27 protein-coding genes and 4 pseudogenes are annotated in these 25,283 nt (G+C 70.1%); 16 read left to right on the top strand and 15 right to left on the bottom strand.

Features of this window, described 5'->3' with window-relative positions; translation table 11 throughout:
- Positions 1-121 (top strand): annotated as a pseudogene (locus F7R91_RS10450) (ectoine/hydroxyectoine ABC transporter ATP-binding protein EhuA); the annotation flags it as partial.
- 102 nt (positions 122-223) lie between these two features.
- Here the strand turns inward: F7R91_RS10450 and F7R91_RS10455 are convergent.
- Positions 224-1,006, bottom strand: coding sequence for a class I SAM-dependent methyltransferase (locus tag F7R91_RS10455; protein WP_150946904.1), 783 nt, complete (start codon positions 1,004-1,006; stop codon positions 224-226).
- A gap of 100 nt (positions 1,007-1,106) precedes the next feature.
- Here F7R91_RS10455 and F7R91_RS10460 point away from each other — a divergent pair, with 100 nt between their 5' ends.
- Positions 1,107-1,736: a CGNR zinc finger domain-containing protein gene (locus F7R91_RS10460; protein WP_150946906.1), complete on the top strand. Its 630-nt coding sequence runs from the start codon at positions 1,107-1,109 to the stop codon at positions 1,734-1,736.
- Here the strand turns inward: F7R91_RS10460 and sodX are convergent.
- Positions 1,640-2,074, bottom strand: coding sequence for a nickel-type superoxide dismutase maturation protease (gene sodX, locus F7R91_RS10465; RefSeq protein ID WP_150947482.1), 435 nt, complete (start codon positions 2,072-2,074; stop codon positions 1,640-1,642). The two genes, F7R91_RS10460 and sodX, sit on opposite strands and share 97 nt — an antisense overlap.
- A gap of 145 nt (positions 2,075-2,219) precedes the next feature.
- Between sodX and sodN the strand changes: the two genes are divergently transcribed.
- Complete coding sequence (sodN, locus tag F7R91_RS10470; RefSeq protein ID WP_020136639.1) at positions 2,220-2,615, top strand: superoxide dismutase, Ni; 396 nt, start codon at positions 2,220-2,222, stop codon at positions 2,613-2,615.
- A gap of 7 nt (positions 2,616-2,622) precedes the next feature.
- On the opposite strand, the pseudogene F7R91_RS10475 reads toward sodN, so the two are convergent.
- A pseudogene (locus F7R91_RS10475) lies at positions 2,623-3,752 on the bottom strand (tyrosine-type recombinase/integrase).
- A 217-nt stretch (positions 3,753-3,969) separates the two neighbouring features.
- On the opposite strand from F7R91_RS10475, the gene F7R91_RS10480 reads away from it, so the two are divergent.
- A complete protein-coding gene (locus F7R91_RS10480; protein ID WP_150946908.1) occupies positions 3,970-4,776 on the top strand; it encodes an IS5 family transposase in 807 nt (268 codons plus the stop codon).
- A 29-nt stretch (positions 4,777-4,805) separates the two neighbouring features.
- On the opposite strand, the gene F7R91_RS10485 is transcribed toward F7R91_RS10480, so the two are convergent.
- On the bottom strand, positions 4,806-5,624 hold the full coding sequence (locus tag F7R91_RS10485) for a class I SAM-dependent methyltransferase (RefSeq protein ID WP_150946910.1): 819 nt from the start codon (positions 5,622-5,624) through the stop codon (positions 4,806-4,808).
- Positions 5,621-6,946, bottom strand: coding sequence for an XRE family transcriptional regulator (locus tag F7R91_RS10490; protein ID WP_150946912.1), 1,326 nt, complete (start codon positions 6,944-6,946; stop codon positions 5,621-5,623). The genes F7R91_RS10485 and F7R91_RS10490 overlap by 4 nt, the downstream gene beginning before the upstream one ends.
- A 250-nt stretch (positions 6,947-7,196) precedes the next feature.
- Between F7R91_RS10490 and F7R91_RS10495 the strand changes: the two genes are divergently transcribed.
- The 5 genes and pseudogenes from F7R91_RS10495 (at position 7,197) to F7R91_RS10515 (ending at position 10,127) form a co-directional block, all read left to right on the top strand.
- Positions 7,197-7,511, top strand: a complete 315-nt coding sequence (locus F7R91_RS10495) for an ATP-binding protein (RefSeq protein WP_225320598.1) — start codon at positions 7,197-7,199, stop codon at positions 7,509-7,511.
- Positions 7,505-7,981, top strand: a complete 477-nt coding sequence (locus F7R91_RS10500; RefSeq protein ID WP_150946914.1) for a hypothetical protein — start codon at positions 7,505-7,507, stop codon at positions 7,979-7,981. The genes F7R91_RS10495 and F7R91_RS10500 overlap by 7 nt, the downstream gene beginning before the upstream one ends.
- A 27-nt stretch (positions 7,982-8,008) precedes the next feature.
- Positions 8,009-9,124, top strand: a complete 1,116-nt coding sequence (locus F7R91_RS10505) for a hypothetical protein (RefSeq protein WP_150946915.1) — start codon at positions 8,009-8,011, stop codon at positions 9,122-9,124.
- A complete protein-coding gene (locus tag F7R91_RS10510) occupies positions 9,121-9,477 on the top strand; it encodes an ASCH domain-containing protein (RefSeq protein WP_150946917.1) in 357 nt (118 codons plus the stop codon). The genes F7R91_RS10505 and F7R91_RS10510 overlap by 4 nt, the downstream gene beginning before the upstream one ends.
- Before the next feature lie 160 nt (positions 9,478-9,637).
- A pseudogene (locus F7R91_RS10515) lies at positions 9,638-10,127 on the top strand (NUDIX domain-containing protein).
- 53 nt (positions 10,128-10,180) lie between these two features.
- On the opposite strand, the gene F7R91_RS10520 reads toward F7R91_RS10515, so the two are convergent.
- On the bottom strand, positions 10,181-11,671 hold the full coding sequence (locus F7R91_RS10520) for a SulP family inorganic anion transporter (protein WP_150946919.1): 1,491 nt from the start codon (positions 11,669-11,671) through the stop codon (positions 10,181-10,183).
- 432 nt (positions 11,672-12,103) lie between these two features.
- Here F7R91_RS10520 and F7R91_RS10525 point away from each other — a divergent pair, with 432 nt between their 5' ends.
- The 4 genes from F7R91_RS10525 (at position 12,104) to F7R91_RS10540 (ending at position 14,503) form a co-directional block, all read left to right on the top strand.
- Positions 12,104-12,517 carry a MerR family transcriptional regulator gene (locus F7R91_RS10525; RefSeq protein WP_150946920.1) on the top strand — a complete coding sequence of 138 codons (414 nt, stop codon included), beginning with the start codon at positions 12,104-12,106 and terminating at the stop codon, positions 12,515-12,517.
- A 285-nt stretch (positions 12,518-12,802) separates the two neighbouring features.
- The gene (locus F7R91_RS10530) at positions 12,803-13,294 is read left to right on the top strand and encodes a helix-turn-helix transcriptional regulator (protein WP_150947484.1); all 492 of its coding nucleotides are present in this window, start codon (positions 12,803-12,805) and stop codon (positions 13,292-13,294) included.
- Positions 13,295-13,303: 9 nt separating this feature from the next.
- Positions 13,304-13,720: a VOC family protein gene (locus F7R91_RS10535; RefSeq protein ID WP_150946922.1), complete on the top strand. Its 417-nt coding sequence runs from the start codon at positions 13,304-13,306 to the stop codon at positions 13,718-13,720.
- Positions 13,721-13,762: 42 nt separating this feature from the next.
- Positions 13,763-14,503 carry a VOC family protein gene (locus F7R91_RS10540; protein ID WP_150946924.1) on the top strand — a complete coding sequence of 247 codons (741 nt, stop codon included), beginning with the start codon at positions 13,763-13,765 and terminating at the stop codon, positions 14,501-14,503.
- A 66-nt stretch (positions 14,504-14,569) separates the two neighbouring features.
- Here the strand turns inward: F7R91_RS10540 and F7R91_RS10545 are convergent, their stop codons facing one another.
- The 5 genes from F7R91_RS10545 to F7R91_RS10570 form a co-directional block, all read right to left on the bottom strand.
- Entirely contained in the window at positions 14,570-14,824 is a 255-nt protein-coding gene (locus F7R91_RS10545) for a hypothetical protein (RefSeq protein ID WP_225320599.1), read from the bottom strand.
- The gene (locus F7R91_RS10550; RefSeq protein WP_150946926.1) at positions 14,821-15,153 is read right to left on the bottom strand and encodes a DUF952 domain-containing protein; all 333 of its coding nucleotides are present in this window, start codon (positions 15,151-15,153) and stop codon (positions 14,821-14,823) included. The genes F7R91_RS10545 and F7R91_RS10550 overlap by 4 nt, the downstream gene beginning before the upstream one ends.
- A gap of 10 nt (positions 15,154-15,163) precedes the next feature.
- Positions 15,164-16,393 carry an RNA polymerase sigma factor gene (locus tag F7R91_RS10555; RefSeq protein ID WP_150946928.1) on the bottom strand — a complete coding sequence of 410 codons (1,230 nt, stop codon included), beginning with the start codon at positions 16,391-16,393 and terminating at the stop codon, positions 15,164-15,166.
- A 7-nt stretch (positions 16,394-16,400) separates the two neighbouring features.
- Positions 16,401-16,814: a YciI family protein gene (locus F7R91_RS10560; protein WP_150946930.1), complete on the bottom strand. Its 414-nt coding sequence runs from the start codon at positions 16,812-16,814 to the stop codon at positions 16,401-16,403.
- A gap of 308 nt (positions 16,815-17,122) precedes the next feature.
- On the bottom strand, positions 17,123-17,707 hold the full coding sequence (locus F7R91_RS10570; RefSeq protein WP_150946934.1) for a dihydrofolate reductase family protein: 585 nt from the start codon (positions 17,705-17,707) through the stop codon (positions 17,123-17,125).
- Between the two features lie 117 nt (positions 17,708-17,824).
- Here F7R91_RS10570 and F7R91_RS10575 point away from each other — a divergent pair, with 117 nt between their 5' ends.
- Positions 17,825-18,415 carry a TetR/AcrR family transcriptional regulator gene (locus F7R91_RS10575; protein ID WP_150946936.1) on the top strand — a complete coding sequence of 197 codons (591 nt, stop codon included), beginning with the start codon at positions 17,825-17,827 and terminating at the stop codon, positions 18,413-18,415.
- On the opposite strand, the gene F7R91_RS10580 is transcribed toward F7R91_RS10575, so the two are convergent.
- The 3 genes and pseudogenes from F7R91_RS10580 to F7R91_RS10590 all read right to left on the bottom strand — a co-directional run bounded on the left by F7R91_RS10580 (position 18,412) and on the right by F7R91_RS10590 (position 21,832).
- Positions 18,412-19,032: a GNAT family N-acetyltransferase gene (locus F7R91_RS10580; protein ID WP_150946938.1), complete on the bottom strand. Its 621-nt coding sequence runs from the start codon at positions 19,030-19,032 to the stop codon at positions 18,412-18,414. The genes F7R91_RS10575 and F7R91_RS10580 overlap by 4 nt on opposite strands.
- A 198-nt stretch (positions 19,033-19,230) precedes the next feature.
- Positions 19,231-20,313 (bottom strand): annotated as a pseudogene (locus F7R91_RS10585) (family 2 encapsulin nanocompartment cargo protein polyprenyl transferase); the annotation flags it as partial.
- Between the two features lie 112 nt (positions 20,314-20,425).
- A complete protein-coding gene (locus F7R91_RS10590) occupies positions 20,426-21,832 on the bottom strand; it encodes a family 2B encapsulin nanocompartment shell protein (protein WP_150946940.1) in 1,407 nt (468 codons plus the stop codon).
- Positions 21,833-22,071: 239 nt separating this feature from the next.
- Between F7R91_RS10590 and F7R91_RS10595 the strand changes: the two genes are divergently transcribed.
- A complete protein-coding gene (locus F7R91_RS10595) occupies positions 22,072-22,698 on the top strand; it encodes a peptidoglycan recognition protein family protein (protein ID WP_150946942.1) in 627 nt (208 codons plus the stop codon).
- A 10-nt stretch (positions 22,699-22,708) separates the two neighbouring features.
- Positions 22,709-23,608: a 1-aminocyclopropane-1-carboxylate deaminase/D-cysteine desulfhydrase gene (locus F7R91_RS10600; protein ID WP_150946944.1), complete on the top strand. Its 900-nt coding sequence runs from the start codon at positions 22,709-22,711 to the stop codon at positions 23,606-23,608.
- A 72-nt stretch (positions 23,609-23,680) separates the two neighbouring features.
- Here F7R91_RS10600 and F7R91_RS10605 read toward each other — a convergent pair whose 3' ends face one another.
- A complete protein-coding gene (locus F7R91_RS10605) occupies positions 23,681-25,276 on the bottom strand; it encodes a Na+/H+ antiporter (RefSeq protein WP_150946946.1) in 1,596 nt (531 codons plus the stop codon).
- Positions 25,277-25,283 lie beyond the last annotated feature (7 nt).

Genomic DNA, 25,283 nt, shown 5'->3' on the forward strand with positions numbered 1-25,283 from the left:
GGTCGGCGACTCCCTGGTCTTCATGGACGACGGCGTCGTCGTCGAGTCCGGCCACCCCCGCGACGTGCTGGGAAACCCCCAGCACGAACGCACCCGCTCCTTCCTCTCCAAGGTCCTCTGACCACACCCACACACACCCACACACCCACACACCCACACACCCACACGGCCCAGGGGCGGTACGGACAACCCGTACCGCCCCTCGCGCATGGTCCGCCCGCGGCTACGTGAGGGCCAGCATCAGCGTGTCCGACGGGGAACACCACACCGGGCGCGCCTCGGCGAAGCCCTTCTCGCGCAGCACGCGCGCGTGCCAGGCGGCGGACGGCATGTCGCCGTCGGCGTGCTCGCCGTAGATCTCGAAGCGACGGGCGGTCGGCCCGGCGAGGACGGGGTCCTGGGCGGCGAGCTGCCACCATGCGGCCCAGTCGACGGCGCCGTCCGCTCTGGCCTGATCCATGCGGGTATGGCGCCGCGCCCGTTCGGCCGCGTTGATCCGGGGCGTCGTGTCGTCGATCATGTGGTCCGCATTCATGAAGAGACCGCCGTCGCGGACCAGCTCCGCGACCTGACCGCAAAGGGCCGCGAGGGGTTCGCTGTGCAGCCAGTGCAGGGCCGTCGCGGTCAGGACGGTGCCGTAGAAGTCGTACGACAGTCTCGCCCGCCATCCGGGGTCCTTGAGGTCGGCGGTGACGAGGCGGACCCGGTCGTCGCCCGCGAAAGTGCCCTCGGCGATGGCGAGGAGCGCCGGGTCGAGGTCGACACCGGTGCTGGTGGCCTCGGGGAGCCGCGCGAGCAGACGGGCGGTGATGGTGCCCCTGCCGCAGGCGAGGTCGAGCACCCGCGGGGCGGGGCCGACAAGGGCCTCGACCATGTCGAGCATGATCCGAAAGCGTTCCTCGCGGTCGGGCATGCACCACTCCTGCTGCCGGTCCCAGCTCAGCTGCCAGGCGTGCCAGTCGGCACCGGCCGTCGTGGTGTCCGTATCCGTGTCCGTGTCCGTCATCGGGCTCCTCCGTTACACAGGTCGCGTAATACCCTGGAAGCACGACCAGCTGTTACCCCGACCGCATCGCGACGATAGAACGCCTCCGTAAGGACTACAAGTGGAACTGGCCTATTACTCGGACTACGCCGTCCGTCTCGTCAACAGCGAGGACCCGGCCCGGGGCAAGGACTCACTGACCTCGGTCGAGGCCGTTCGCGACCTGTTCGGCGGCAACCGGTCGGCGGCCCGCCGCGCCACCGACACGGACGTGACCCGGTTCCGTTCGGTCCGCGCCCGGCTGCGCGCGGTGTTCGAGGCGGCGGACATCGGCGACGAGACCCTGGCCGTCGACCTGCTGAACTCCCTCCTGCTGGAGTTCCCGGTGAGCCCGCAGATCTCCGGGCACGACGTCCGCGACGACGACGGCCGCCCGCTGTGGCACATGCACCTGGCCGACCACCCGTCCAACGCGACCGCCGGCTACGCGGCGATCGCGGCGATGGGCCTGGCGTTCCACCTCACGGAGTACGGCGTGGACCGCCTCGGCCTGTGCGAGGCCGCACCGTGCCGCAACGCCTACCTCGACACCTCGACGAACCGCTCCCGGCGCTACTGCTCCGACCGCTGCGCGACCCGCGCGAACGTGGCCGCCTACCGCGCCCGCAAGCGCCTGGAGGCCGACCGGTCCGAGAAGACGGGCCTGACGGCCGAGAGCGCCCAGCGGACCAGCGCGAGCAGCGAGCGCTGATCCGGCTGCGGCGGCCGGTACCGGAAGCGGACCGCGCCCAGCATCAGCTCGTCGGGCACGATGCCGTAGTCGTTGCTGTCGCTCCCGGCGAACGGGTTGTCCGCGAGCACCCACCAGCCGCCCTCGCGCCGCTGCACGGCACGCTTGACGATCAGCAGGTCCTGCTGGAAGGGATGACGCAGAACGACGATGTCACCGGGCCTGATCCGGCCCCCCTGCCGCACCAGGAGCCAGTCTCCGTGGTACAGCGTGGGCACCATCGACGGCCCGGTCACCTCGAAGCGTCCGAAGGGCTGCACCGCCCTCCCCCGCTCGGTCTCCTGCGACAGCTCCGGCATCCCCGGCACCTCCCCTGTCCGTTCCTCCACCAGTCCCAGTCTGACCCCGGACTTTTGTCCTAAGCCCATGGGGGCACTCGCGAAAACGCCTCTCGCAGGGAGTAATGTCCCACCTGAGAAGACGATCACGAGGAAGGAATGCTCCATGCTTTCCCGCCTGTTTGCCCCCAAGGTCAAGGTCAGCGCACACTGCGACCTGCCCTGCGGTGTGTACGACCCGGCCCAGGCCCGCATCGAGGCGGAGTCGGTGAAGGCCGTCCAGGAGAAGATGGCCGCCAACGACGACCCGCACTTCCAGGCGCGTGCCACCGTTATCAAGGAGCAGCGTGCCGAGCTCGCGAAGCACCATGTCTCGGTGCTCTGGAGCGACTACTTCAAGCCCCCGCACTTCGAGAAGTACCCGGAGCTTCACCAGCTCGTCAACGACACCCTGAAGGCCCTCTCGGCCGCCAAGGCGTCCACCGACCCGGCCACGGGGCAGAAGGCGCTGGACTACATCGCCCAGATCGACAAGATCTTCTGGGAGACCAAGAAGGCTTGATCTTTATTTATGCCTTCTGACCTGCGATTACTTTGGTTGCAGTGTCTCCGAGTCCGCACCCGGTCCGCAGGCCGCCGAGAACGGCGTCCATGACGGATCGGGTGCGGTCCTCTTCGCCCGGCCAGAGGTGCGCGTAGATCCGCAGCGTGATGACGGCGGACGCGTGACCGAGGACCAGCTGGACCTGCTTGACGCTCGCTCCGCCGGCGATGAGGGCGGAGGCGTAAACAGCTCGACGGGCTTGCGGCCCTCGCGGTCGGCTGCCTCGTTCTGCGCTGCTTGAAGCGTCCTGCGGGCGCAGTTCCACTCCGTCTTCCAGCGGCGATAGTTGAGAGGTTCGCCCTCCTCCATCGTGAACAACCACTCCTTGGAGGGGCGTGTCGCGAGGTGCGTGAGGAGAGCGTCCGTGACGACCTCGCCGACCGGGACGGTGCGCCGGGACTTGGTGGTCTTCGGTGGGCCGATCTTCCCGGACTGGAGGCGCTGCCGCTCGACGCGGATGGCGCCGGCCTTGAAGTCGACGTCCGCCACCTTGAGGCCGAGCAACTCGCCTATTCGCAAGCCTGATCCGGCGAGTGTGACAATCGCCGCACGGATGTACGGCGGCATGACTCGGGCCATGACCTCGACCTGGGCGACCGTGGGCGGGGTGACCTCCTCGTCCGGCATCGGCGGAAGTGTGATCCGGCGGCACGGACTGGCCGCGATGACCTTGTCCTCGACGGCTGCGGTCATGAGGCGTACGAGGACGTCGTAGACGTTGCGCACGCTGCCGGGGCCGAGCAGCTCGGACAGGCTCTTGAAGAGCACCTGGAGGTCGTTGCGGCGTATCGCCGCCATGGCACGGGAGCCGAGCGCCGGGACGAGGTGGAGCCGGAGCGCGTTGTCGGTGATGCGCTCGCCCGCCTCGCTGGCGATGAGCGACTCCTCCCACTTCTTCGCGTACTTCTCGAAGGTGATCCGTCCGGCGCGCGGGTCGACGTATCGGCCGGTCACAATGCTGGCCGTGACCTCGTCCAGCCAGCGCTGAGCGTCGATCTTGCGGTCGAAGTGGCGAGCGTGCTCCTTGCCGTCGAGGTCTCGGTAGCGGGCCCGCCATTTGCCATTGGGGCGCTTCTGAGAGGACGTTCTTGTCATCTATGCGGCTGTTTGCGGTAGTTCGCGTCTCATGAACTTGGCGGCATTCAGGAAGAACGGGTAATTTGTCGCACCCGCAGAGACGGACGCGGTCATGCGATTTGCTGTGGTTGGCGCCGATAGCTCCTGTCCGGTTCGAATACAGCCCTGGATATTGCTTTTACCTCGCTCGATCGAGCGATATGCCCGGTTAAGCGCCTTGTATATGAGTATCCACATGGCCACTTCGCAGCAGCGCAAGCCGTACCTGAGTGATCTCTCCGACGCCCGCTGGGAGTTGATCGAGCCGATCTTGACGGCCTGGCGGGCCGAGCGGCAGAAGACCTCGCTCAACCTCGGCGGCAGGGTCACTGACCTGCGAGAAGTCATGAACGCGATCCTCTTCCTCAACCGGACCGGAGTCCCGTGGCGCTACCTGCCGCACGACTTCCCGCCGCACACCACCGTGTTCAGCTACTTCAGCGCCTGGACCGCCGACGGCACCATGCAGGCAGGACGCACCGCCGAACCCACCGCCTGTGTCCTCGACGCACAGAGCGTCAAGACCGCCACCAGCGTCCCCACCGACACCCAGGGCACCGACGCCGGCAAGAAGATCGTGGGCCGCAAAGGCAGCATCGTCGTCGACACCCTCGGCCTGTTACTGCTGGTCATCGTGACCGCAGCCAGCGTCTCCGACAACGAGGCCGGCAAACAGCTCCTCACGCAGATCGCCGCCGACCACCCCACGATCACCAAGGCATGGGTCGACACCGGCTACAAGACCCAGGCCATCGAGCACGGCGCCCCCCTCGGTATCGATGTCGACGTCGTCCCCAGGAACGCCCAGGTCAAAGGGTTTTCTGTGATTCCGCGAAGGTGGGTAGTGGAGCGAAGTTTCGGTTGGATCATGATGCACCGCCGCCTCGCCCGGGACTACGAGACCAAACCCGCCCACTCCGAGAGCATGATCCGCCTCGCGATGATCTCCAACCTCGCGAAGCGAGCAACCGGCGAAACACCCATAACTTGGCACAACCCATGAACTATCCCGTCTTCAACCGGAACGTCCTCTCAGCGACGGCAGACGAGAATGCCGCCCAGGCACGTGACCTCGAAGGCCCCATGCCGGGCGATGTGATCGACGAGGATCGCGCGGGCCCGCTCGATCGTGGCCTCGAAGGGCACGTCGTGCTGGTCCGCCCATGCCCGGTAAGAGGCCATGTGGGCGATGACCGGCTCGGGATCGTGGACCGTGATGGTGCCGGGCAGTTCGATCGTCTCCACCCGGCCGAACTCCTCCAACAGGAAGGCCGGGGCCTTCTCCAAAGAGAAGCGGGCGCTGAGCGAGATACGGGCCGGGCCGCGTCCGGTGCCGAGGACGTCGCCCGCGGCCCGCTGCCACAGGTCGTCGAGTTCGGCCTTGTCCTGGTCGCTGTTGGTGGAGGCGATCACCAGCCCGTCACGGGCGAGGACGCGGGACAGCTCTCTGACCGCCTGGGGGATGTCGGGGACGTGGTAGAGCATGTGCAGCGCCAGGGCGGCGTCGACGCTCGCCGTGGCCAACGGCAGGCGGGTGGCATCCGCCACAGCGACGGGCCCGGGCACGCCGGCGAGGATGCCGGGGGCGATGTCCAGGCCGAGCAGGGCCAGGTCGGTCCGGTCGTTGCGGAGCCGCTGGATGAACTTGCCGTTGCCGCAGCCGACATCGACCACGCGCCCTCGTACGCCGCTCAGCTGCTCGGCGACGATGCCGGGCAAGTCGAAACGGGGCATCTGCCACTGGTAGAGCGACTGGCGGGCGGCCAGATCCCGGTCACTGTTGTAGGCGCTCCCGGCGAGGCGGCTCCGGTCGGTGACGGCGGCGTCGTGTGCGGCGGACAGTTCGGTCACGTCGGCAACTCCGGTGGGTGGGCGGCGGGTGAGGCCGCGAGGACGGCCGTGTGCTGGAGTCGTTCGCGTAGGTGTGCGGCCTGCGCCGCTCCACCGTACTGCGGCTCTCCCAGCTCCCGGCCCAGGGCAGTGAGCCGGCGCACGATGCTGGCCGACATGCGCTCCGGCGGGGATTCCAGGACGAATCCAAGCATCGCCTCGGTGCCATCCAGGTCGCCCAGAAGCAGGTGACCGCGGGCAAGATCGACGTGGGCGGCGAACAGGTCACCGACCGACTGGTCGTCGACCTCGGCACTGCGGTATAGCCGGATCGCACTGTCCGCGCTAACGATGGCCTGCTGGACGTGCTCCCTCCCACCCACGGCCAAGTGGCTCGTACCGGCGTACGCGAACTGTTTGGCAACCGGGAAGGCGAAGATGCCCGGCACCTCGTCGTGGCCGGACATCGCCTCGCGGGAGCGCTCGGCATCCGCAAGGGCGGCCACCGCGCCCACCCGGTCTCCGGCTATGGCCAGCGCACGCGCCTCCAGGCTCGCCAGCCGGGCTCCGATGCTGCCGGGAGCCCGGTGGTGGCGGCCGGCCCGCGCCAGCCGCGCTGCCTGCTCGTACCGCCCGGTCCAGTAGGCGATCAGGGATTCCACGGCCCGCACCCAGGCCAGCATCCCCTCGTGCCCGACCGCCTCCGCACACGCCCGAGCGGTACGGGCGTGGGTGGCAGCGGAGTCGTAGTCGCCCAGGTCCAAGCAGACGTGCGCGGACAGCCCACACAACCGTGAGGCCGCGAGGTACAGGTCAGCAGTCTGCCGGGGATGCTGGCGCCCGCGCAGCAACTCGAACGCCCCGTCCCGCAGCCGCTTGATCTCGATGTACAGCTCCATCAGCGGATGGCTGACGTAGGCGCGAGCGAGCCGAGCAACATCGGCCTCCAACTGCTCGACGACGAACTCATCTGCGTTGCGCTGCGCGATGAACCGGGCGAAGTCCGCCGACATCACCGCGTCCGCCGCCGACATAACACCTGATCGCGAAGGCACCACAGGCCGCGCCGGAACGGTCTCCGCAGCCTTGTCTCCACCCTGACGGCCCTTGCTGACCGCCACAGCACGGTCGAGCACTCCGATGTCGACGCCGAACACCTGCGCCAGGTACCTGCGGGTGTACGGAACCGGGATGCGCGCCTCGCGCTCGTAACGCCCAATCTCCTTACCGGTCTTGGCGGCCCGCCCCTCCAGGGCGTTGTATTCGTCGGCCACCCGCTGCTGGGTCCAACCACGCCCAGTGCGCAGCCGGATGAGCAACGCGCCGATCCCCGTGTCGCCCATCCCATCTCCCAGGAGCATGCGAACTCTGGCCCCCATAGTGGCCCCCCGCATGGCCCCCACGATGGCTCCCGACCCAAACGAGCGACGGCGGTTGGCTGTTGGCCATGCCCAGCAGACTGCCCGACGAGCCGGACACTCTCGCACCGGACCAAGCCCTCGACGGCGCCGTCGAGCACGAAACGATGCTCTTCGACCGGCGCCGGACCACTCCGGGCGCTGCCCGCTCCTTCGTCGCCGAGACCTTTACCCAATGGGCCGGACTGAACGCCTCGACGACATCCGCCTGTGCACCTCCGAACTGGCCACCAACGCCGTCCTGCACGGAGCGCCTGCGTGCGGTCAGGTCCTCGTACGCGTCGAACTGCATGCCACCGTGCTGCGCATCGAGGTGCACGACGGCGGCAACGGCACACCCACCAAGCAGGAGCCAAGGAGCACGACCGACAACGGCCGCGGCCTCCTGCTGGTCTCTGCCGTCGCCGACCACTGGGGCGTGGAGAAACGCCAGGGCCCCGGCAAGTGCGTCTGGGCCGCCTTCCATCACAGCGCGGTGCCCACATGCTGACGCCTGCCCGCACCGAGTCCTTCACGCCTTCCGCCGGCCTGATCGCCTCCCTGGCCACCACCACGTGGTTGGACACCACTCCGACCGGCGCCACTCTGTGCTGCCTCCTTCTGGTGCCCCAACCGCCCCGCAGCCTCTACGAGACGCCGACGCTCATCGAGCAGCGCATGCGCGCGATCACTGAAGCTCTGCACCTCGGCCCCGCCACCACGCCTCCGCCGGACATCGGGCCACGCCTACATCTGATCACCCCGACCGACGCAGCCCTGCGCTTCGACGGCACCCCCTACCGCAAACGCATCCCCGCAGGCCGCCCCTGGACCCTGCTACTCGGCCAAGGAGCCCCGGTGGCCCTCGTCCTGGGCCTCGACCCGCTCTCCCGCAGCGCCACACCAGCACAAATCGACACCTACCTGGACCGCGCCACGCTCCGCCAGCGCCTCCTTTTCGGCCACACCCGAACCGAATGAACCCCAACCCACCCCAGGGGGCATCCCGTGACGACCCATCCCGTCTCACCGAACACCGTCCTGGCCAACGCCCTCCACCACGCCGAGGACGTCCTGACCCCACGCATCCTGGCCACCCCACCCGAGCGGATCGTGCTCGTCGTCGGCACCCAGATCAACGGCGCCCCGCACATCGGCACCTCCCTCGTACAGTCCCTGGCCTTCGCCATGGCCGCCCGCCTGCGCGACCGCTTCGGCATCCCCACCGAGGTCCTGTTCAGCGCTCTCGACAACGCCCCCTACGAACTGACCACCGACCTGGTCAGCGGTCACCGATACCAACGCGCCTACGCACAGGCCCTCGGCCACGGGACCCTGACCGACCTCGTCAACGCCCTCTACCAACCCCTGTTCACCGCGCTCTCTCGATGCCTGGGCATCCCTCACCGGATCGAGACCTACAGCCAGCAGCAGGCCAGCGAGCACTTCCGCCGCACATGGCTCCGCCTCCTGCCCCGCCTCGACGCCGCTCGCTGGTGGCTCGCCCCCTCCACCGGCACACCACACCTGCGCGTCCCCTGCCCGCACCCCGACTGCGGCTGGGCCGAGAAACACGCCGAACGCACCCGAGTCCACCTCACCGACCGCGAGATCGCGGAAGTGGCTGCCGTCTGCCTCCACCACGGCCCCTACCAGGCGACCATCACCCCAACCGCAGGCTCCTACCTCGACCTGGCCACCCTGTACCGCAACGCGGTCAAGGAACTCTTCCTGTCCAACCCACACGGCACCCTGCACGTCATGGTCAAGGGCGGCGACTGGGTCTTCGGCTCCCACCTGGTCGACGAGGCCCTCCAGGCCGTCGGTCTCACCCTCGCCCAGCTCCCCGCCCGACTGTTCTGCCCGCAGGTCGTCACCGACACCGGCGCCAAGCTGTCCAAGTCGCTGATCCGCGAAGGCCGTGTGCCCTTGCCCGAAGGCGCAGCCAACTGGATGCTCGATGCCCGTCAGTGGCCCGGCACCATCACGGAGTACGCCGAGCAACTGCTGGCCATGGCAGATACCTTGCTGTCCGACCCCCGCCATTTCTTCCGCTCGTACTCGGCCACCGAGATCGGCCGGATGATGTCCGAACCAGCCACCAGGAGCGTTCCCGCCCCATGACCGACACCACCGCCCGCGTCCGCGAGCTCAACCTCTACCGCCAGTACTTCGACCTCGTCGCCGCGGGCACCAAGACCATCGAGGTGCGGGTCAAATACCCGCACCTCGCCGACCTCTCTGCCGGCGACGTCATTCGCTTCCGCATCAAGGGCACCGACGAGACCTGTGAGGTCGAGGTCAAGCGGGTCACCGAGTACCCCGACTTCGAGGCACTGCTCGACGGCGAGGGACCGGCCAACGTCAACCCGACCGCCACCCGCGAACAACAGATCGCCAACATCCGCACCATCTACCCGCCAGAGAAGGAAGCCCTCGGCGCCCTCGCCATCGAGATCCAACGCGCTGCTGCATGATGCGACCTGAGCTTGAGGGCAGGGGGGCCTGGGGGCCGTGGCCCGTTGTGCTCACGAAGCACTGGCCCCATCTGTCCAAGGCGGCCGACGAAAGGACGTAACCGTGGCTCAGCCGCAGCCCGACGCCCAGCTCAAAGCCCTCCCGCCCGCCCTCGAATCCATGACCCTCCTGGTCGCCGCCGTCATCGTCCAGGACGTGGCGACCAGCCGTCGTCCTCCTCCAGCGCAGCCAGAACGCCAAGTTTGCCCAGGGCATGTGGGACCTCCCCGTCGGCAAGAGCGAACCCGGCGAGCCCATCACCGAAACCGCGGTCCGCGAGCTCCACGAGGAGACGGGGCTCACGGTGAAGCCCGAGTCCCTCAAGGTCGCCCACATCATCCACGGCGCCTGGGGCGTCGAAGCTCCCAACGGCTTCCTCACGGTCGTCTTCGTCACGCACGAGTGGGATGGCGAGCCCGAGAACCGCGAACCGCGCAAGCACTCCCAGGTCCGCTGGGTCGACGCAGACGCCATCCCCGAGGAATTCGTGGAGACCACCGCCAGTGCCCTCCACCGCTACCTAAGCAGCGGGCTCCAGGTGTCGCTGGACGGCTGGAAGTACAACCCCAGGATCGATGGAGCCGTGACTGACGCAGTTGATCTTGAATAGCGGAGGACACCGGTGGGTGGGCCGGGGTCCTGTTGAGTGGGTCGCGGGGCCGGTCAGTGACCGGCTGCGAGTTCGCCGCTGAGCTTGCCGTGCAGGTGAGCGCTCGGGGTGTTGAGGCCGGTGATCTCGACGGTCTTGCCGCGCTGGGCGTACTTGGTCTCGATCGCGTCGAGGGCGGCGACGGAGGAGGCGTCCCAGATGTGCGCCGAGCTCAGGTCGATGATCACCTTGCCAGGGTCGGCGGCGTAGTCGAACTGGCCCACCAGGTCGTTGGACGAGGCGAAGAACAGCTCGCCGGTGACCCGGTAGACCACCGTCTTGCCGTCGGGATCGACCACTGCGGTGACCTCGGCGAGGTGGGCGACACGCTTGGCGAAGATGACCATGGCGGTGAGGGAGCCGACGACCACGCCGATGGCGAGGTTGTGGGTGGCGACCACACAGGCGACGGTGATCACCATGACGGTGATCTCGCCGGCGGGCATCCGCCGGAGGGTCTTCGGGGCGATGGAGTGCCAGTCGAAGGTCGCGAACGACACCATGATCATGACGGCGACCAGGGCCGCCATAGGGATGTCGGAAACAACCGAGCCGAAGAGGATGCACAGCACCATCAGGAACGCCCCGGCAAGGAAGGTCGAGACGCGGGTGCGGGCGCCGGAAACCTTCACGTTGATCATCGTCTGGCCGATCATGGCACAGCCGCCCATGCCGCCGAAGAAGCCGGTGACGATGTTGGCGATGCCCTGACCGATGGACTCGCGGGTCTTGTTGGAGTGGGTGTCGGTGATGTCGTCGACCAGCTTGGCCGTCATCAGCGACTCCATCAGGCCGACCAGCGCCATGGCGAACGCGTACGGGGCGATCGTCGTCAGCGTGTCCAGCGTGAACGGAACGTCCGGCAGGCCAGGCACGGGCAGGGAGGTCGGCAGTTCGCCCTTGTCGCCCACAGTCGGCACGGCGATGGCCGCGCCGACGGTGATCACGGTGAGGATGACGATGGAGACCAGCGGCGCTGGGATCACGGTGGTGATCCTCGGGAAGAACACCATGAGCGCCAGACCGCCGACGATCAGCGGGTAGACGGCCCACGGGACGTTCCGCATCTCCGGGACCTGGGCCATGAAGATCAGGATGGCGAGCGCGTTGACGAAGCCGACCATCACCGAACGCGGGATGAACCGCATCAGTTTCGCCACCCCGAGCGCGCCGAGGATGACTTGGAAGACGCCCGCGAGGATGACCGCAGCCACGAGGTAGCCGAGACCGTGCTCACGGTTCAGCGGGGCGATCACGAGGGCGATGGCGCCGGTCGCGGCGGAGATCATCGCCCGTCGGCCGCCGACGACCGAGATGACGACGGCCATGGTGAAGGAAGCGAACAGACCGATCGCCGGGTCCACACCCGCGATGATCGAGAACGAGATGGCCTCGGGGATCAGCGCGAGGGCGACGACCAGGCCGGCCAGGACCTCGGTGCGCCAGACCTTCGGGTCGGAGATCCAGTCGGGCTTCAGGCCACGCAGGCGCGCGGCCGGGGACACAGCAGTGGCAACGGAAGACAAGGGAGACGGAACCTGTCGTGCTCGGGCACACCCCCGTTCGGCAGGCCGGGGCGGGCGGGAGGACGCGGAGGGGCCGGGCCGGCACCCCGCGGGCGGCGCCGCGCGATGCGGAGCCGGAAGTTGAAGGAAGACGCGGCTGGGAATGACCGTCAGCGCGGCCAGGCTCACGTCCGGGGGCGAAGCGTCACGGCGGGCAGGCGGCGGCGCCGGGCGTCATGGGCTCGCGCACGCTTCTCTCCTGCAAGAATCGGATCTTCGCCGGGGGCACCATCGGCCCCGACACGGCAACAGCGAGGCAGCGAAACGCCGCCCCCACCACCAGCAACTCTACCCTAACGTTAGAGTAGAGATCGGCGGCGCCCACCTGGGCCGAGGCCGCTGACGAAGGAGAAGGGCCAGAGGATCACGGGCGTGGACGGCAAGCACATGCAGATCGGCGAGGTCGCCGCACGGACCGAACTGTCCCTGCGCACCATCCGCCACTACGAGGAGACCGGCCTCGTCGTCCCCTCCGCCCGCTCTCGGGGCGGCTTCCGCCTCTACACCGAGAACGACGTCGCCCGCCTCATGGTCATCCGCCGCATGAAGCCGCTCGGCTTCACCCTGGACCAGATGCGCGACCTGCTCGACGCCACTGATCGCCTCGACGCTGACGCCACTCTCGGTGCCAACGAGCGCGAGGCCCTCCTGGAACGCGTCCGCACCTACCAGCAGGAAGCCGCCGAGCAGGTCGAGAAGCTCCGTGTCCAGCTCTCCCGAGCCGAGGACTTCGAAGGCACCCTGCGCGCCCGCCTGGAACGGAACGCGCCCGCCGCCCGAGCCTGACGACGGCTCCCCAGGGATCAGCCGCAGTCCGCACACAGTCCGCAAGACACCCGATCAAGACCGTCGCACCCCATCACGAGCCATCGAGAAAAGGCCGGGTCAGCGGCCTGCAGCAACCATCGCTGCAGGTCACCGACCCGGCCCATTACTAGGAGACCAAGAAGGCCTGACGACCCGTCAGCCTCCGACGACCCGCGATCGGTGCACCATCGCAGGTCAACGGGCAGCCCGAAGGGGCCCGGCCGCTGTCTCGGCCGGGCCCCTTCGTGCGATGCTGACGTGGTGGTGACCACGGAGGATCTGGTCCGGCTGCGGCGGGCGCGCGACCGTATGGACCGGGAGTACGCCGAGCCCCTCGACATGTCCGACCTCGCCCGGACCGCGCTGATGTCGCCGGGACACTTCCAGCGCAGCTTCCGCAGCGCGTTCGGCGAGACCCCGTACAGCTATCTGATGACGCGCCGCATCGAGCGCGCCAAGACCCTCCTGCGGCGCGGGGACCTGACCGTCACGGAGGTCTGCATGGCGGTCGGCTGTACCTCCCTCGGCTCCTTCAGCTCCCGCTTCACCGAACTGGTCGGCGAAACCCCGAGCGCCTACCGCGCGCGCTCCCACGAGCCGAGCGCCCCGATCCCGGCATGCGTGGCCCGCACGTTCACCCGCCCGAAGCGGGCGCCGCTCTCCTCCGCCGTGCAGCCGGACGCACCAGGCCCCGCTCACCTGCACCGATCGGATACCGCTGCTTCCCTGCGGCCTGATCCCGCGGACAGGCCCTAGCCTGCCGTCATGGACGTGAAACTCAAGCAATGCTTCATCGCCGTCGACGACCATGACAAGGCGATCGCCTTCTACCGGGACGTCCTGGGGCTGGAGGTGCGCAACGACGTCGGATTCGAGGGGATGCGGTGGGTGACCGTCGGGTCGCCGCTGCAGCCGGACGTGGAGATCGTGCTGGAGCCGCCGGGGGCGAACCCGGACTTCTCGCCCGCCGACCGGGAGGCGATGGCCCGCCTGCTGGCCAAGGGTGTGCTGCGCGGGGTCATCTTCACGACCGCCGACTGCGACGCCCTCTTCGAGCGGGTCGAACAGTCCGGCGCCGATGTGCTCCAGGAGCCGATGGACCAGCCGTACGGGGTGCGCGACTGCGCGTTCCGGGATCCGGCGGGGAACATGCTGCGGTTCATGGAGCGGGCCGGCGACTGAAATCCGCGAGGACTGCGCATCTCCCCCGCCTACGATCACCCCATGACCATCCGCTGGACGTACGCCTTCGTCGACCGGCCCGCAGACCGCCTCGCCCCGGCCCGGGAGTTCTGGACGGCCGTCACGGACACCCGGCTGTCCGCACCCCGGGGTGAGAACGGCGAGTTCTCGACCCTCGTCCCGGACGGGTCCGACGCCTGCGTGAAGGTCCGGGGCGTCGACGAGGGCGAGGGCGGGGCGCATCTCGACTTCTGCGTCGACGACGTACCGGCGTTCATGAAGTCGGCGCTGCGACTCGGGGCGTCTGCCGTCGCCGAGCACGACGGGTGGGCCGTACTGCGCTCGCCCGCCGGGCAGTTGTTCTGTGCCGTGCCCTGGCACGCGGAGTCCGCGAGGCCACCCGTCGTCCGCGGCGCCCGGCTCGACCAGGTCTGCCTGGACGTTCCGCCGTCCGCCTACGACACCGAAGTCGCCTTCTGGAGCGGCCTGCTGGCCGGCTGGGAGTCGCGGGCGGGCTCGCTCCCGGAGTTCCACGTGGTCAAGCCGCCGCCGGGACTCCCGATCCGTGTCCTCCTCCAGCGCCTCGGCGAGGAACGGCCCGCCTCCGCCCACCTGGACCTGGCCTGCACGGACATCGAGGCGACCCGCGCCGAGCACGAGCGTCTCGGTGCCCGGCTCGTCGCCCGCGGCCGCCACTGGACGGTGATGCGCGACCCGGCGGACGGCACGTACTGCCTGACGGCACGCGACCCGGAGACGGGCGCGCTGCCCGGGCCTGTCTGACACCTTCCCGTCGTCCGCCCGTCGAGCGGGCCCGGCAGCCGCTGACAACGCTCGTGATCAATACACCTAGCCGGTCCTGACCCAGCAGAGGTACTGGCCAGCGCCGTCCTGCGAGGTGGGGCTCGGGGTCGGGCACTGGGAGCGCCAGTCCTCCGGGAGCGGGGGCGTCACGGTCGGCTGCGCGCCCTCCCAGCCGTAGCGCGGTTCCCTCGAGTCCTGAAGCCACAGCGTGAGCCCACCGCCCGCTGCCACGGTCACGGCCCACACCAGCACGGCCCACCGCCACACCCGGCGGCGGCGCGCTCCCCCCGCCTGAGTCACCCCCAGTCCTCCACGTCCACCACCGCGCCCACCGGAATGGGCCCGTACACATGCGGGAACTCCTCACCGCCCGGTTCGGGTGCCTCGTACTTCAGCGGAACGCCGAGCCGCGCGGGGTCCACGACCAGGACCACCAGCTCGTCGGGGCCGTCGTAGGAGCCGTACAGGAAGGCGGCCACGGGCGGGAGCTGGTCGCGGGTCGAGCAGTGGATGAAGCCCTCCTCCCGGAGGGTGCGGCCGCGGGTCGACATCTCGTACGTGCCCCGGGCGCGGGCCGCTTCCCACAGGGAACGTTCGGTGAGGTGGAGGATGTACGTGTGTTCGGGCATGGACGGCACGCTACGGCCTCAGCCGGGCCGCCCGCGCCTGCAAATAGCGCTGCTCCGGCAGGCTGAGGGTCTTTCCGGCCGCGGACTCGTAGGCGGCGCGGGCCTCGTCGTACGCGCCGGCCCGCTCCAGCAGATGGGCACGGACCGCGTCCAGACGGTGCCCGGTGCTCAGCTCGTCCTCCAGTTCCGCCACTTCGGCGAGGCCGGCGCGCGGGCCGTGGACCATGGCGACGGCGACCGCGCGGCCCAGGCGTTCCACGGGGCCGGGGACGAGACGCACCAGCACGTCGTACAGGCCGAGGATCTCCTGCCAGTCGGTCGCCTCCGTGGACGGGGCCTCGTCGTGCACGGCCGCGATGGCCGCGCGGATCTGGTACGGGCCCGCGGCGCCCCTGGCGAGCGCCCGGGTGACCAGTGCGACGCCCTCCTCGATCGCCGCCTTGTCCCAGCGCTCGCGGTCCTGTTCGTCGAGCGGGACCAGTTCGCCGTGCGGACCCGTGCGCGCGTCGCGGCGGGCATCGGTGAGCAGCATCAGGGCCAGCAGTCCGGCCACCTCGCCGTCGTCGGGCAGCAGCCGGTGGACCGTACGGGCGAGCCGGATCGCCTCGCCCGCGAGATCACGGCGCTGAAGGCTCGGGCCCGAGGTCGCCGTGTAGCCCTCGTTGAAGATCAGATAGAGGATCTGGAGGACCGCGGGCAGGCGCTCCTCCCAGTTGTCCGGCCGCCCGAAGCGCACGCCCCGCACCTTCTGCTTGGCCCGGCTGATGCGCTGCGCCATCGTCGCCTCGGGGACCAGGTACGCACGGGCGATCTCCGCCGTCGTCAGACCGCCGACCGCACGCAGCGTGAGCGCGATCTGCGCGGGCGGGGTGAGATCCGGGTGACAGCACAGGAAGAGCAGCGAGAGGGTGTCGTCCTCGCGGGGAGCCCGCCCGGCTCCCGGCGGCGGGGCTGTGAAGGCGTCACGCGGGGTGAGTGCCACGGCCCTCTCCTCCCGGGCCCGTCGCGCCTCCTCCGCGCGCAGGGCGTCCGTCAGCCGCCGCGAGGCGACCTTGATGAGCCACCCGCGCGGGTTGTCCGGCACCCCGGCCGCGGGCCACTGCCCGGCCGCCGCGAGCAGCGCCTCCTGTACGGCGTCCTCGGCGGCGTCGAAGTGCCCGTACCGTCTGACCAGCGCGCCGAGGACCTGCGGCGCGTGCCGGCGCAGCAGGTCCTCGATGTCGGCCGGGCCGTGGCTCATGCGTCGCTCAGATGTCTCCGGCGCCGTCCATGATCGGCCGGATCACCACCGGGTAGTTGACGAGCCCCTCCGGGCCGGGGCAGCGGGCGACGCGCTCGGCGATCTCGGTGACCCGTTCCAGGCTCTCGCACTCCAGGACCCAGTAACCGGCCAGCAGCTCCTTGGTCTCGCTGTACGGACCGTCGGTGATCACCGCCTTGCCGTCGTCGCCCAGCCTCACGTGGCGGGTCTGCGCGGGCTCGGCCAGCCCCTGCCCGTCGATCATCTCGCCGGTCTCCGCCAGGTCGTTGTTGATCGCGCCCATGTAGGCGTACATGGCCTGCAGCTCGTGCTCGGTCCAGGCCGGAGCGTGCTCGGACGCGTTGCCGCGCATGCCCTCGTAGTCCGCCTGTGTGCCCTGCACCATGACCAGATACTTCATGAGTCCGCTCCTTCGGTGTCCGGCCGCCCGCGGTTGGGCAGCTCTCACAGGGGACGTCGGAGCCGCTCCGGGAATCTCGACACGGGTTCAGGAATTTTCCACGGTGGACTTTCCGGGCTCCTCGCCGGACTCCGCGCCCTCATGGACATATGCGTCGCACTTGGGGTTGCGGCACGGGCCGGCCACCCACAACGGAACCCAGGCGCCCAGCGTCTTGTGACGCCGGACGACGGTATCGACGGGCTGCCCGCAGGCGGGACAGACATGTCCTTCGCGGTCCATGCCTTCAGGGTAGGACCGACCGGCCCTCAGCGCTTCCTGCCGTACGTGCGCACGATGACGCCGTTGTTGAAGGTGCGCACCCCGTCGAGCCCGAACCGGGTCACCGCGAACCCGGAGCCGAACATCGGCATGCCCGTGCCCAGCACGATCGGGTAAGTCTTGATGACGAGTTCGTCGATCTCGTCGAGCAGTTCGCCCGCGAGGCGCGAGCCGCCGCACAGGTAGATACCGAACTCTCCTTCCTCCGCCTTCAGTTCGCGCACCTTGCCGACCAGGTCATCGGCGACGATCTCGACGTGCGGGTCGGGCGACTCGCCCAGGGTGCGCGAGGCGACGTACTCGCGCAGATGGGCGTACGGGCTGGTGATGCCCTCCTTGAGCGCGAGCTCGTAGCTGGCCCGGCCCTGGATGATCGTGTCGAACCTCCTGTTCTCCAGGTGGTCGATGCCGAGGGCCCGGCGGCCGTGGGTCGGCAGGGTTTCCGGGTACTCCGTCCTGAGGTATTCGAGAAACTCCCCGTCGACGAAGGAGTACATCGACGACGCGTCGCCGCCCGGGTCCCCGATGAACCCGTCGAGCGAGCAGGCGATGTAGTACGTGAGCTTTCGCAAGCTGGTCTCTTTCCGTAGGCTGTCTCAACCACTTCATTCATAGTGCTTCATCTGTAGTGGTTGCAAGGGAATAACAAGGTTTCCGGGAACGGAATCAAGTGGGAGAAGGGATTCCGGATGGCCAGCAACCCGGAGCGCCGGGCCGCCCTCGTGGACGCCGGCGTCGAGGTCCTCGCGCGGGAAGGAGCGCGCGGGCTGACGTTCCGCGCGGTGGACACCGAGGCCGGGGTGCCGACGGGCACCGCCTCGAACTACTTCACCGGGCGCGACGATCTGCTGCGCCAGATCGACGCGCGGCTGCACCTGCGACTCGCGCCCGACCCCGAGGTGCTGAGCGCGCTGCTGACCGGGCCGCGGGACCGCACACTGGTGACGGCCCTCATGCACGACCTCATGGCGCGCGCGACCCGCGACCGCACCGGCTATCTGGCCCTCCTGGAGATGCGCCTGGAGGCCACCCGCCGCCCCGAACTCCGCGCCTCCTACACCAAGTCGGTGCGCGCGGACCTGGAGTACGGCATGGAGTTCCACCGGGACGCCGGGCTGCCCGGCGGCGACGAGACCGTCGCCGTGCTCTATCTCGCGATGCTCGGGCTGATCCTGGAGCACCTGACGCTGCCGGGCGTCCTGGACGGCGTACTGCCCGGCGTGAGTGTCCCGGACGGGCTGGTGGAACGGATCGTGGCGACCGTGGTGCCGGAGGCCTAACGGGCCTGCGGCTCCCGCCACATCGGCCACATCCGGGGGCCGTCCGGGAGGTCCAGGGGGCGGTCCGTCAGGGCGAAGCCGAGGCGCTCGTACAGCATGCGGCTGCGGGCGTTGCTCGCCTCCAGATAAGCGGGCAGGCCGTCGCGGTCGCAGCGGTCGAGGGCGGACTCGATGAGGGCGGTGCCGAGGCCTTCGCCCTGGCGCCCCGGCGCCACGCCGATCATCCACAGGTAGGCGTGGGCGCGGTCCGACGGATGGATTCCGGCGGTCAGCCGGCCGATCAGCTCGATACGGTCGTTGTCCGGGTCGACGGCCGCGCGCACCTGGGCCGGTCCGTCGTCGTCGGCGTGCTCGTCGTCGGCGTGCTCGTCGCCGCCGTCCGCCGCGGGCAGGGACAGCCACAGCGCACATGCCGTGCCGTCCTCTATGACGTCGATACGGCCCTCCGCGAGCACGATCTCCGTGAACGCGGCCATCAGCTTGTGGTGCGTGGAACGGCGGTACTCCTCGCCGGGGAAGACCCACCGGCTGACCGGATCGTCCTGGAAGGCCTGGTCCAGCAGCCGGACGACCAGCTCCCGGTCCCCTTCGCCCGCCGTACGGATCGACACGCCCATCTCCCACCCTTTCGCTCAACCGTCCCTGATCGTACGGAGGTTGACCCTAGCCGGTGAGTTCGGAAGAACGGGCCCCGCACACCGTGGGGATGTGCGGGACCCGCCGCCGGAGCCATCGGTGGTGCGTGCGGGGTCAGGTCCGCACGCTCCCGTGGGCTCCGGGGTTCGGGGGAGGCTGCCATCAGCCGCCTCGTCACAACTGCTGCGCCGTGTCACGCATTCCGCCAGTGCCAGCAGACCCCCCGCCGACTCCGGGTCGGGTACCGCGCGGGCCAGTTCCTGCATCGCGCGGGCCATCCGGTCGGCCGCCTGGATCTGCGCCCAGTCGCGGCCGCCCGCCCGCTCGACGGCCAGGACCGTCCGTGCGACGCCCTCGGTGTCTCCTTCCCGGCAGGGCACTTCGTACAGCTCGGCCAGTTCGGCGGCCGCCGGGGTGCCGGAGGCGAGCGCGGCCACCACGGGCAGCGACTTCTTGCGGGCGGCGAGATCCGCGCCGGCCGGCGTGCCGGTGCGGACCGGGTCGCCCCATATGCCGATCACGTCGTCGATGAGCTGGAAGGCGAGCCCGGCCTGACGGCCGAACGCGTCCATGGCCTCGACGTCCTCCTCGGCCGCGCCCGCGTACAGCGCGCCCAGGGCGCAGGCGCACCCGAGCAGCGCGCCCGTCCTGGCCTCGGCCATGGCGAGCACCTCGTCGAGGGTGACCTCGCCGGGGGCGCGCCGCTCCATGGCGGTGTCCGTGCGCCGGCCCGCGCACAGTTCCATGACGCAGATCGCGAGCCGGGCGCCGGCCGCCGAGGACGCCGGGTGGGGGTCCTCGGCCAGCAGGGCGAGGGCGAGCGCCTGGAGGGCGTCCCCGGCGAGGATCGCGTCGGCGTCGCCGAACACGGTCCACACGGTGGGCCGGTGGCGGCGGGTGGTGTCCCGGTCCATCACGTCGTCGTGCAGCAGCGTGAAGTTGTGGACCAGCTCCACCGCCACGGCCGCCCGCACGGCCGCCGTCCGCGCCGCCGGTCCGCCAAGGACCGCGGCCGCGGTGAGGACGAGGGCGGGACGGATCGCCTTGCCCGCGTTGCCCGCCGCCGGGCTGCCGTCCGCGTGCTCCCAGCCGAAGGGGTAGCGCGCGACACCGCGCAGGGCGCCGGGCAGCGACTCGACGGCGGCGCGCAGCCCGGGGTCGACGGACGTCCGGGTGCTCTCCAGGATCGCCGTGGCCTCGTGCCCTTCCAGCGGACTCGCGGTCAAGGGGCGCCGCTGCGTCTGCGTCATGAACTCGGCCATGGGTTCCCCTCGGAGGGTCCGCGGACGGTGGCGCTTCCGCTGCGGGCAGTCGCGTACCACCGGTGTCTACCCCTCCCGAAGGGCGGGAACACGACGGGTGGATGCAAACAGGTCATCGCCAGCGGCCGATCTCGACGTTCTCCAGGACACCGAGCGCGTCCGGCACGAGGACCGCGGCCGAGTAGTAGGCCGTCACCAGGTACTCGATGATCGCCTGTTCGTTGATGCCCATGAAGCGCACGGACAGGCCCGGCTCGATCTCGTCCGGGATGCCTGCCTGGTGCAGGCCGATGACGCCCTGTTCCTCCTCGCCGGTGCGCATCGCGATGATCGAGGTCGTACGGGCCTCGGTGACCGGGATCTTGTTGCACGGGTAGATCGGTACGCCGCGCCAGGTGGGGATGCGGTTACCGGACACCTCGATGGTCTCGGGGACGAGCCCGCGTTTGTTGAGTTCACGGCCGATCGCGGAGATCGCGCGCGGGTGGGCGAGCAGCAGCTTGGTGCCGCGCCGCCTGCTGATCAGTTCGTCCAGGTCGTCGGGGCCGGGGACGCCGTCGTGCGGCTGCAGCCGCTGGTCGTAGTCGCAGTTGTTCAGCAGGCCGAAATCGGGGTTGTTGACCAGTTCGTGTTCCTGGCGCTCCTTCAACGCCTCCACGGTCAGCCGGAGTTGCTGCTCCGTCTGGTTCATCGGCTGGTTGTAGAGGTCGGCCACGCGCGAGTGGATGCGCAGCACGGTCTGCGCGACGCTCAGTTCGTACTCGCGCGGACTGGCCTCGTAGTCGACGAAGGTGTGCGGGAGGTCCGGCTCGCCGGTGTGGCCGGCCGCGAGGTCGATCTCCTTCTCGCCGAATCTGTTGGTGCGCTGCTCGGGGACCGAGCACATCCGCTGGAGATGTTCGCGCAGGGAGTCGGCGCGCTGCGCGAGGCGCTCGACCTCCTGGCGGGGCAGGACCAGCAGCGTGCAGGGCGTGACCGCCCGGGCGGTGTACTCCCAGACGGCGTCGGGGTCCAGCAGGGCCTGGTCGCCGAAGTACGCGCCGTCGGCGAGGACTCCGAGGACCGCGTCGCCGCCGTAGGGGCCGGTGCCGATCTTCTCCACCCTGCCGTGTGCCAGCAGGAACACCTCGTCCGCCCGGCTGCCGAACGAGGCGATCACGTTCCCGGGGGCGAAGTCCCTGCGCCGGCACTGCGCGGCGAGCTCGGCGAGCACGTCCTCGTCGTCGTACGACCGCAGTGCGGGCAGTTCGCCCAGTTCGGCGGGGATGACCTCGACACGGTCGCCGGTCTTCACGAACGTCACCCGGCCGTCGCCGACGGCGTAGGCCAGTCGCCGGTTCACCCGGTACGTGCCGCCCTGCACGTTCACCCAGGGCAGCGTGCGCAGCAGCCAGCGGGAGCTGATCTCCTGCATCTGGGGTGCGGACTTGGTGGTGGTGGCCAGGTTCCGCGCGGCCGCCGTACCAAGGCTCTGCTGCGGCCTGTCCTGCTCGGTGCGGGCCTCTTCGCCTACCGACATGAATCGCCCTCCCGGTCATGCCCCGGCACCGGTGTGCGCGGGGCATCGATCTGCACGGACAAGCCTTCCATCACGCTGTGTGCAGATGCCATTACACGAAAGAGCGGGAATGGATCATTGCCGGCTGGGCACGAGGGGTCTTTCCGTGACCGCCCGGTTTCGGTACAAGCATCGGTACGGGCAGCGGTGACGAGGCTGGAGTGCACCGCGCCGGCACACGGGACCCGAAGGAGGCGGCCGTGGCCTCACCGATGTCCGCGGGCAGATTCCTGGCCGTGCTCAGAGCGGAGGGCGCCACCGTCGCCGAGGTCGGTGACTGGGAGCACCACAACCGCAATCACGTGGGCCCGTGGGGCCCCATGCACGGCGTGATGATCCATCACACGGTGACCCAGGGCGCCGAGCGGACCGTCGAGCTGTGCCGGGTCGGCCGCCCGGATCTGCCGGGTCCGCTGTGCCATGGCGTCGTCACCAAGAACGGCACCGTCCATCTCGTCGGCTACGGGCGGGCCAACCACGCGGGTCTCGGCGACGACGATGTGCTGCGGGCGGTGATCGCGGAGCGGGCGCTGCCGCCCGACAACGAGGCGAACACCGACGGCAACCGGCACTTCTACGGCTTCGAGTGCGAGAACCTCGGCGACGGCGAGGACCCCTGGCCGCAGCGCCAGCTGGCGGCGATCGAGAGGGCCGCCGCCGCGGTCTGCCGGCAGCACGGCTGGACGGAGCGGTCGGTGATCGGCCACCTGGAGTGGCAGCCCGGGAAGATCGATCCGCGCGGGTTCACGATGGCGTGGCTGCGGGAGCGGATCCGGGACCGCCTGCAGCAGACCGCCGGCCCCGCCCTCCCCCTGGGCTCCGGGTGACAATGGTGCCGTGACCGGCCCCGACCTCGCTCTTCTGCGCCCCCGCCTTCCCTCGCCCGTGCAGGAAGTGCGGGACCCCCGGTTCACCCGTCACGGCGTCCGCCTGCTCCTCAAACGCGACGATCTCATCCATCCGGAGCTGATCGGGAACAAGTGGCGCAAGCTCGCACCGAACCTCGTCGCCGCGGCGGGCCGCCCGATCGTCACGTTCGGCGGCGCGTACTCCAACCATCTGCGCGCCACCGCCGCGGCCGGCCGTCTCCTGGGCCTGCCCACCGTCGGGGTGGTCCGCGGCCAGGAACTCGCCGGCCTTCCGCTCAACCCGTCCCTGGCGCGCTGTGCGGCCGACGGTATGCGACTGCACTTCGTCGACAGATCGACGTACCGCCGGAAATTCGAGCCGGAGACCCTCGCGGCGATGCTGCGCGCGGCGGGCGCCGAGGACGCCCACGTGGTCCCGGAGGGCGGCAGCAACGCGCCGGCCGTGCACGGCTGTCAGCTGCTCGGCGAGGAGCTGCGGGGCCGGGCCGATGTCGTCGCGGTCGCCTGCGGCACCGGCGGCACACTCGCGGGACTGGCCGCCGGGCTGGCCCCCGGCCAGCGGGCCCTCGGCATACCCGTCGTCAAGGGCGGCTTCCTGACCGCGGCCATAGAGGCCCTGCAGGACGAGGCGTTCGGCCGCCGCCGCGGCTCCTGGAGACTCGACGACCGCTTCCACTGCGGCGGCTACGCGCGCACCACACCCGAGCTGGAGGCCTTCGCCGCGGACTTCGAGGACCGCCACGGCCTGCCGGTCGAACGTCTCTATGTCGCCAAACTGCTGTCCGCACTCGTCGCCCTGGCGGAAGAGGGCTCCTTCCCGCGCGCAACCGCGCTGGCGGCCGTCGTCACCGGCCGCCCCTTCCCGTGAACGCCCCCGAATCCCTGCCCCGGATGCACGCCCCCGAATCCGCGCCTGCGAAGGCCCTCCGGACGAGCCCCGCTACGCCGCCTCCCGGTACGCCGCCGCCTCCTCCAGATCCAGCCTGCGCAGCAGCGTCCGCAGCATCTCGTCGTCGATGTAACGGCCGTCGCGCAGCTTCACGAACACCCGGCGCTCGGCGCCGATCATCTCCCGGGACAGCCGGCGGTAGGTGTCGTCCACGGTTTCGCCGGTGACGGGGTTGACCTGGCCGAGGCGCTCCCAGACGGCGTTGCGGCGGCGCTCCAGGACCGCACGCAGACGGTCGGCAAGGGGCGGCGGCAGCGCGTTGCGCTCGTCTGCGAGGAGTTCGTCCAGCCGCCGCTCGGCGGCCCGGGAGGCCTGCGCCTGGGCGTTCGCCTCGGCGAGCGTCTCGGCCTGCGGATCGCGGCCGGGCAGCCTCAGGAAACGGATCAGCGGGGGCAGCGTCACGCCCTGCACGACGAGCGTCCCGATCACGGTGGTGAACGTGAGGAAGAGGATGAGGTTGCGTTCGGGGAACGGCTCGCCGCCGTGCACCGTGAGCGGGATGGAGAAGGCGATGGCCAGCGAGACCACGCCCCTCATGCCGGCCCAGGCGATGATGAACGGCCCCTTCCAGGTGGGGTCCTGCTCGCGTTCCCGGATCCGGCGGGACAGGATCCGTGGCAGGAAGGTCGCCGGGTAGACCCACACGAACCGCGACGCGACGACGACCAGGAAGAGGGCGAGCGCGTACCAGGCGGCGAGGAGCCCCTCGTACTCCCCGAGGCCCTTGAGGACCACGGGCAGCTGCAGTCCGATCAGGGCGAACACCGCCGACTCCAGGACGAACGCGACCATCCGCCACACGGCCTCCTCCTGGAGCCGGGTCGCGAAATCGACCTCCCACGCGCGGTGTCCCAGATAGAGCGCCACGACGACGACCGCCAGCACCCCGGAGGCGTGCACCTGCTCGGCGGCCGCGTACGCCACGAACGGGATCAGCAGGGAGAGCGTGTTCTGCAGCAGCGCCTCCTTGAGGTGCGTGCGCAGCCAGTGGATCGGCACCATCAGCACCAGCCCGAAGCCGATGCCGCCGACGGCCGCGAGCAGGAACTCGCCGATCCCGCCCGCCCAGGTGGCGCCCTCGCCCACCGCGGCGGCGAGTGCCACCCGGTAGGCGGTGATCGCGGTGGCGTCGTTCACCAGGGACTCGCCCTGCAGGATCGTGGTGACGCGGGACGGCAGCCCGACCCGCCGCGCCACCGCGGTGGCCGCGACGGCGTCCGGCGGCGCCACCACCGCACCCAGCACCAGCGCCGCGGTCAGCGGCAGCCCCGGGACGATCTGGTAGACGGCCCAGCCGACGACGAAGGCCGCGAAGAGCACGTACCCCACCGACAGCAGCGCCACGGGCCTCAGCTGCGCGCGCAGGTCGAGGTAGGAGCTGTCGGTGGCCGAGGTGTACAGGAGCGGGGGCAGGACGAGGGGAAGGACGATGTCGGGGTCGAGGGTGTATTCGGGGACCCCGGGGACGTACGAGACCGCCAGCCCGGCCGCGACCAGCAGCAGCGGCGCCGGCACCGGTGTCCGCCGGGCCGCCGCGGCGACCGCGGCGCTGCCCGCCACCAGCAACAGCAGTGGCATCACGTCCATCGTCCTC

Source organism: Streptomyces luteolifulvus (genome assembly GCF_008806595.1).
Classification (GTDB): Bacteria; Actinomycetota; Actinomycetes; order Streptomycetales; family Streptomycetaceae; genus Streptomyces; species Streptomyces luteolifulvus.

Coding starts and splice junctions, on each gene's coding strand:
- F7R91_RS10455 (WP_150946904.1), bottom strand. CDS start 1,006: ATGACGGACACGGACACGGATACGGACACCACGACGGCCGGTGCCGAC.
- sodX (WP_150947482.1), bottom strand. CDS start 2,074: ATGCCGGAGCTGTCGCAGGAGACCGAGCGGGGGAGGGCGGTGCAGCCC.
- sodN (WP_020136639.1), top strand. CDS start 2,220: ATGCTTTCCCGCCTGTTTGCCCCCAAGGTCAAGGTCAGCGCACACTGC.
- F7R91_RS10480 (WP_150946908.1), top strand. CDS start 3,970: ATGGCCACTTCGCAGCAGCGCAAGCCGTACCTGAGTGATCTCTCCGAC.
- F7R91_RS10490 (WP_150946912.1), bottom strand. CDS start 6,946: ATGGGCGACACGGGGATCGGCGCGTTGCTCATCCGGCTGCGCACTGGG.
- F7R91_RS10495 (WP_225320598.1), top strand. CDS start 7,197: ATGGGCCGGACTGAACGCCTCGACGACATCCGCCTGTGCACCTCCGAA.
- F7R91_RS10500 (WP_150946914.1), top strand. CDS start 7,505: ATGCTGACGCCTGCCCGCACCGAGTCCTTCACGCCTTCCGCCGGCCTG.
- F7R91_RS10510 (WP_150946917.1), top strand. CDS start 9,121: ATGACCGACACCACCGCCCGCGTCCGCGAGCTCAACCTCTACCGCCAG.
- F7R91_RS10535 (WP_150946922.1), top strand. CDS start 13,304: ATGGACGTGAAACTCAAGCAATGCTTCATCGCCGTCGACGACCATGAC.
- F7R91_RS10540 (WP_150946924.1), top strand. CDS start 13,763: ATGACCATCCGCTGGACGTACGCCTTCGTCGACCGGCCCGCAGACCGC.
- F7R91_RS10550 (WP_150946926.1), bottom strand. CDS start 15,153: ATGCCCGAACACACGTACATCCTCCACCTCACCGAACGTTCCCTGTGG.
- F7R91_RS10555 (WP_150946928.1), bottom strand. CDS start 16,393: ATGAGCCACGGCCCGGCCGACATCGAGGACCTGCTGCGCCGGCACGCG.
- F7R91_RS10560 (WP_150946930.1), bottom strand. CDS start 16,814: ATGAAGTATCTGGTCATGGTGCAGGGCACACAGGCGGACTACGAGGGC.
- F7R91_RS10575 (WP_150946936.1), top strand. CDS start 17,825: ATGGCCAGCAACCCGGAGCGCCGGGCCGCCCTCGTGGACGCCGGCGTC.
- F7R91_RS10580 (WP_150946938.1), bottom strand. CDS start 19,032: ATGGGCGTGTCGATCCGTACGGCGGGCGAAGGGGACCGGGAGCTGGTC.
- F7R91_RS10590 (WP_150946940.1), bottom strand. CDS start 21,832: ATGTCGGTAGGCGAAGAGGCCCGCACCGAGCAGGACAGGCCGCAGCAG.
- F7R91_RS10605 (WP_150946946.1), bottom strand. CDS start 25,276: ATGGACGTGATGCCACTGCTGTTGCTGGTGGCGGGCAGCGCCGCGGTC.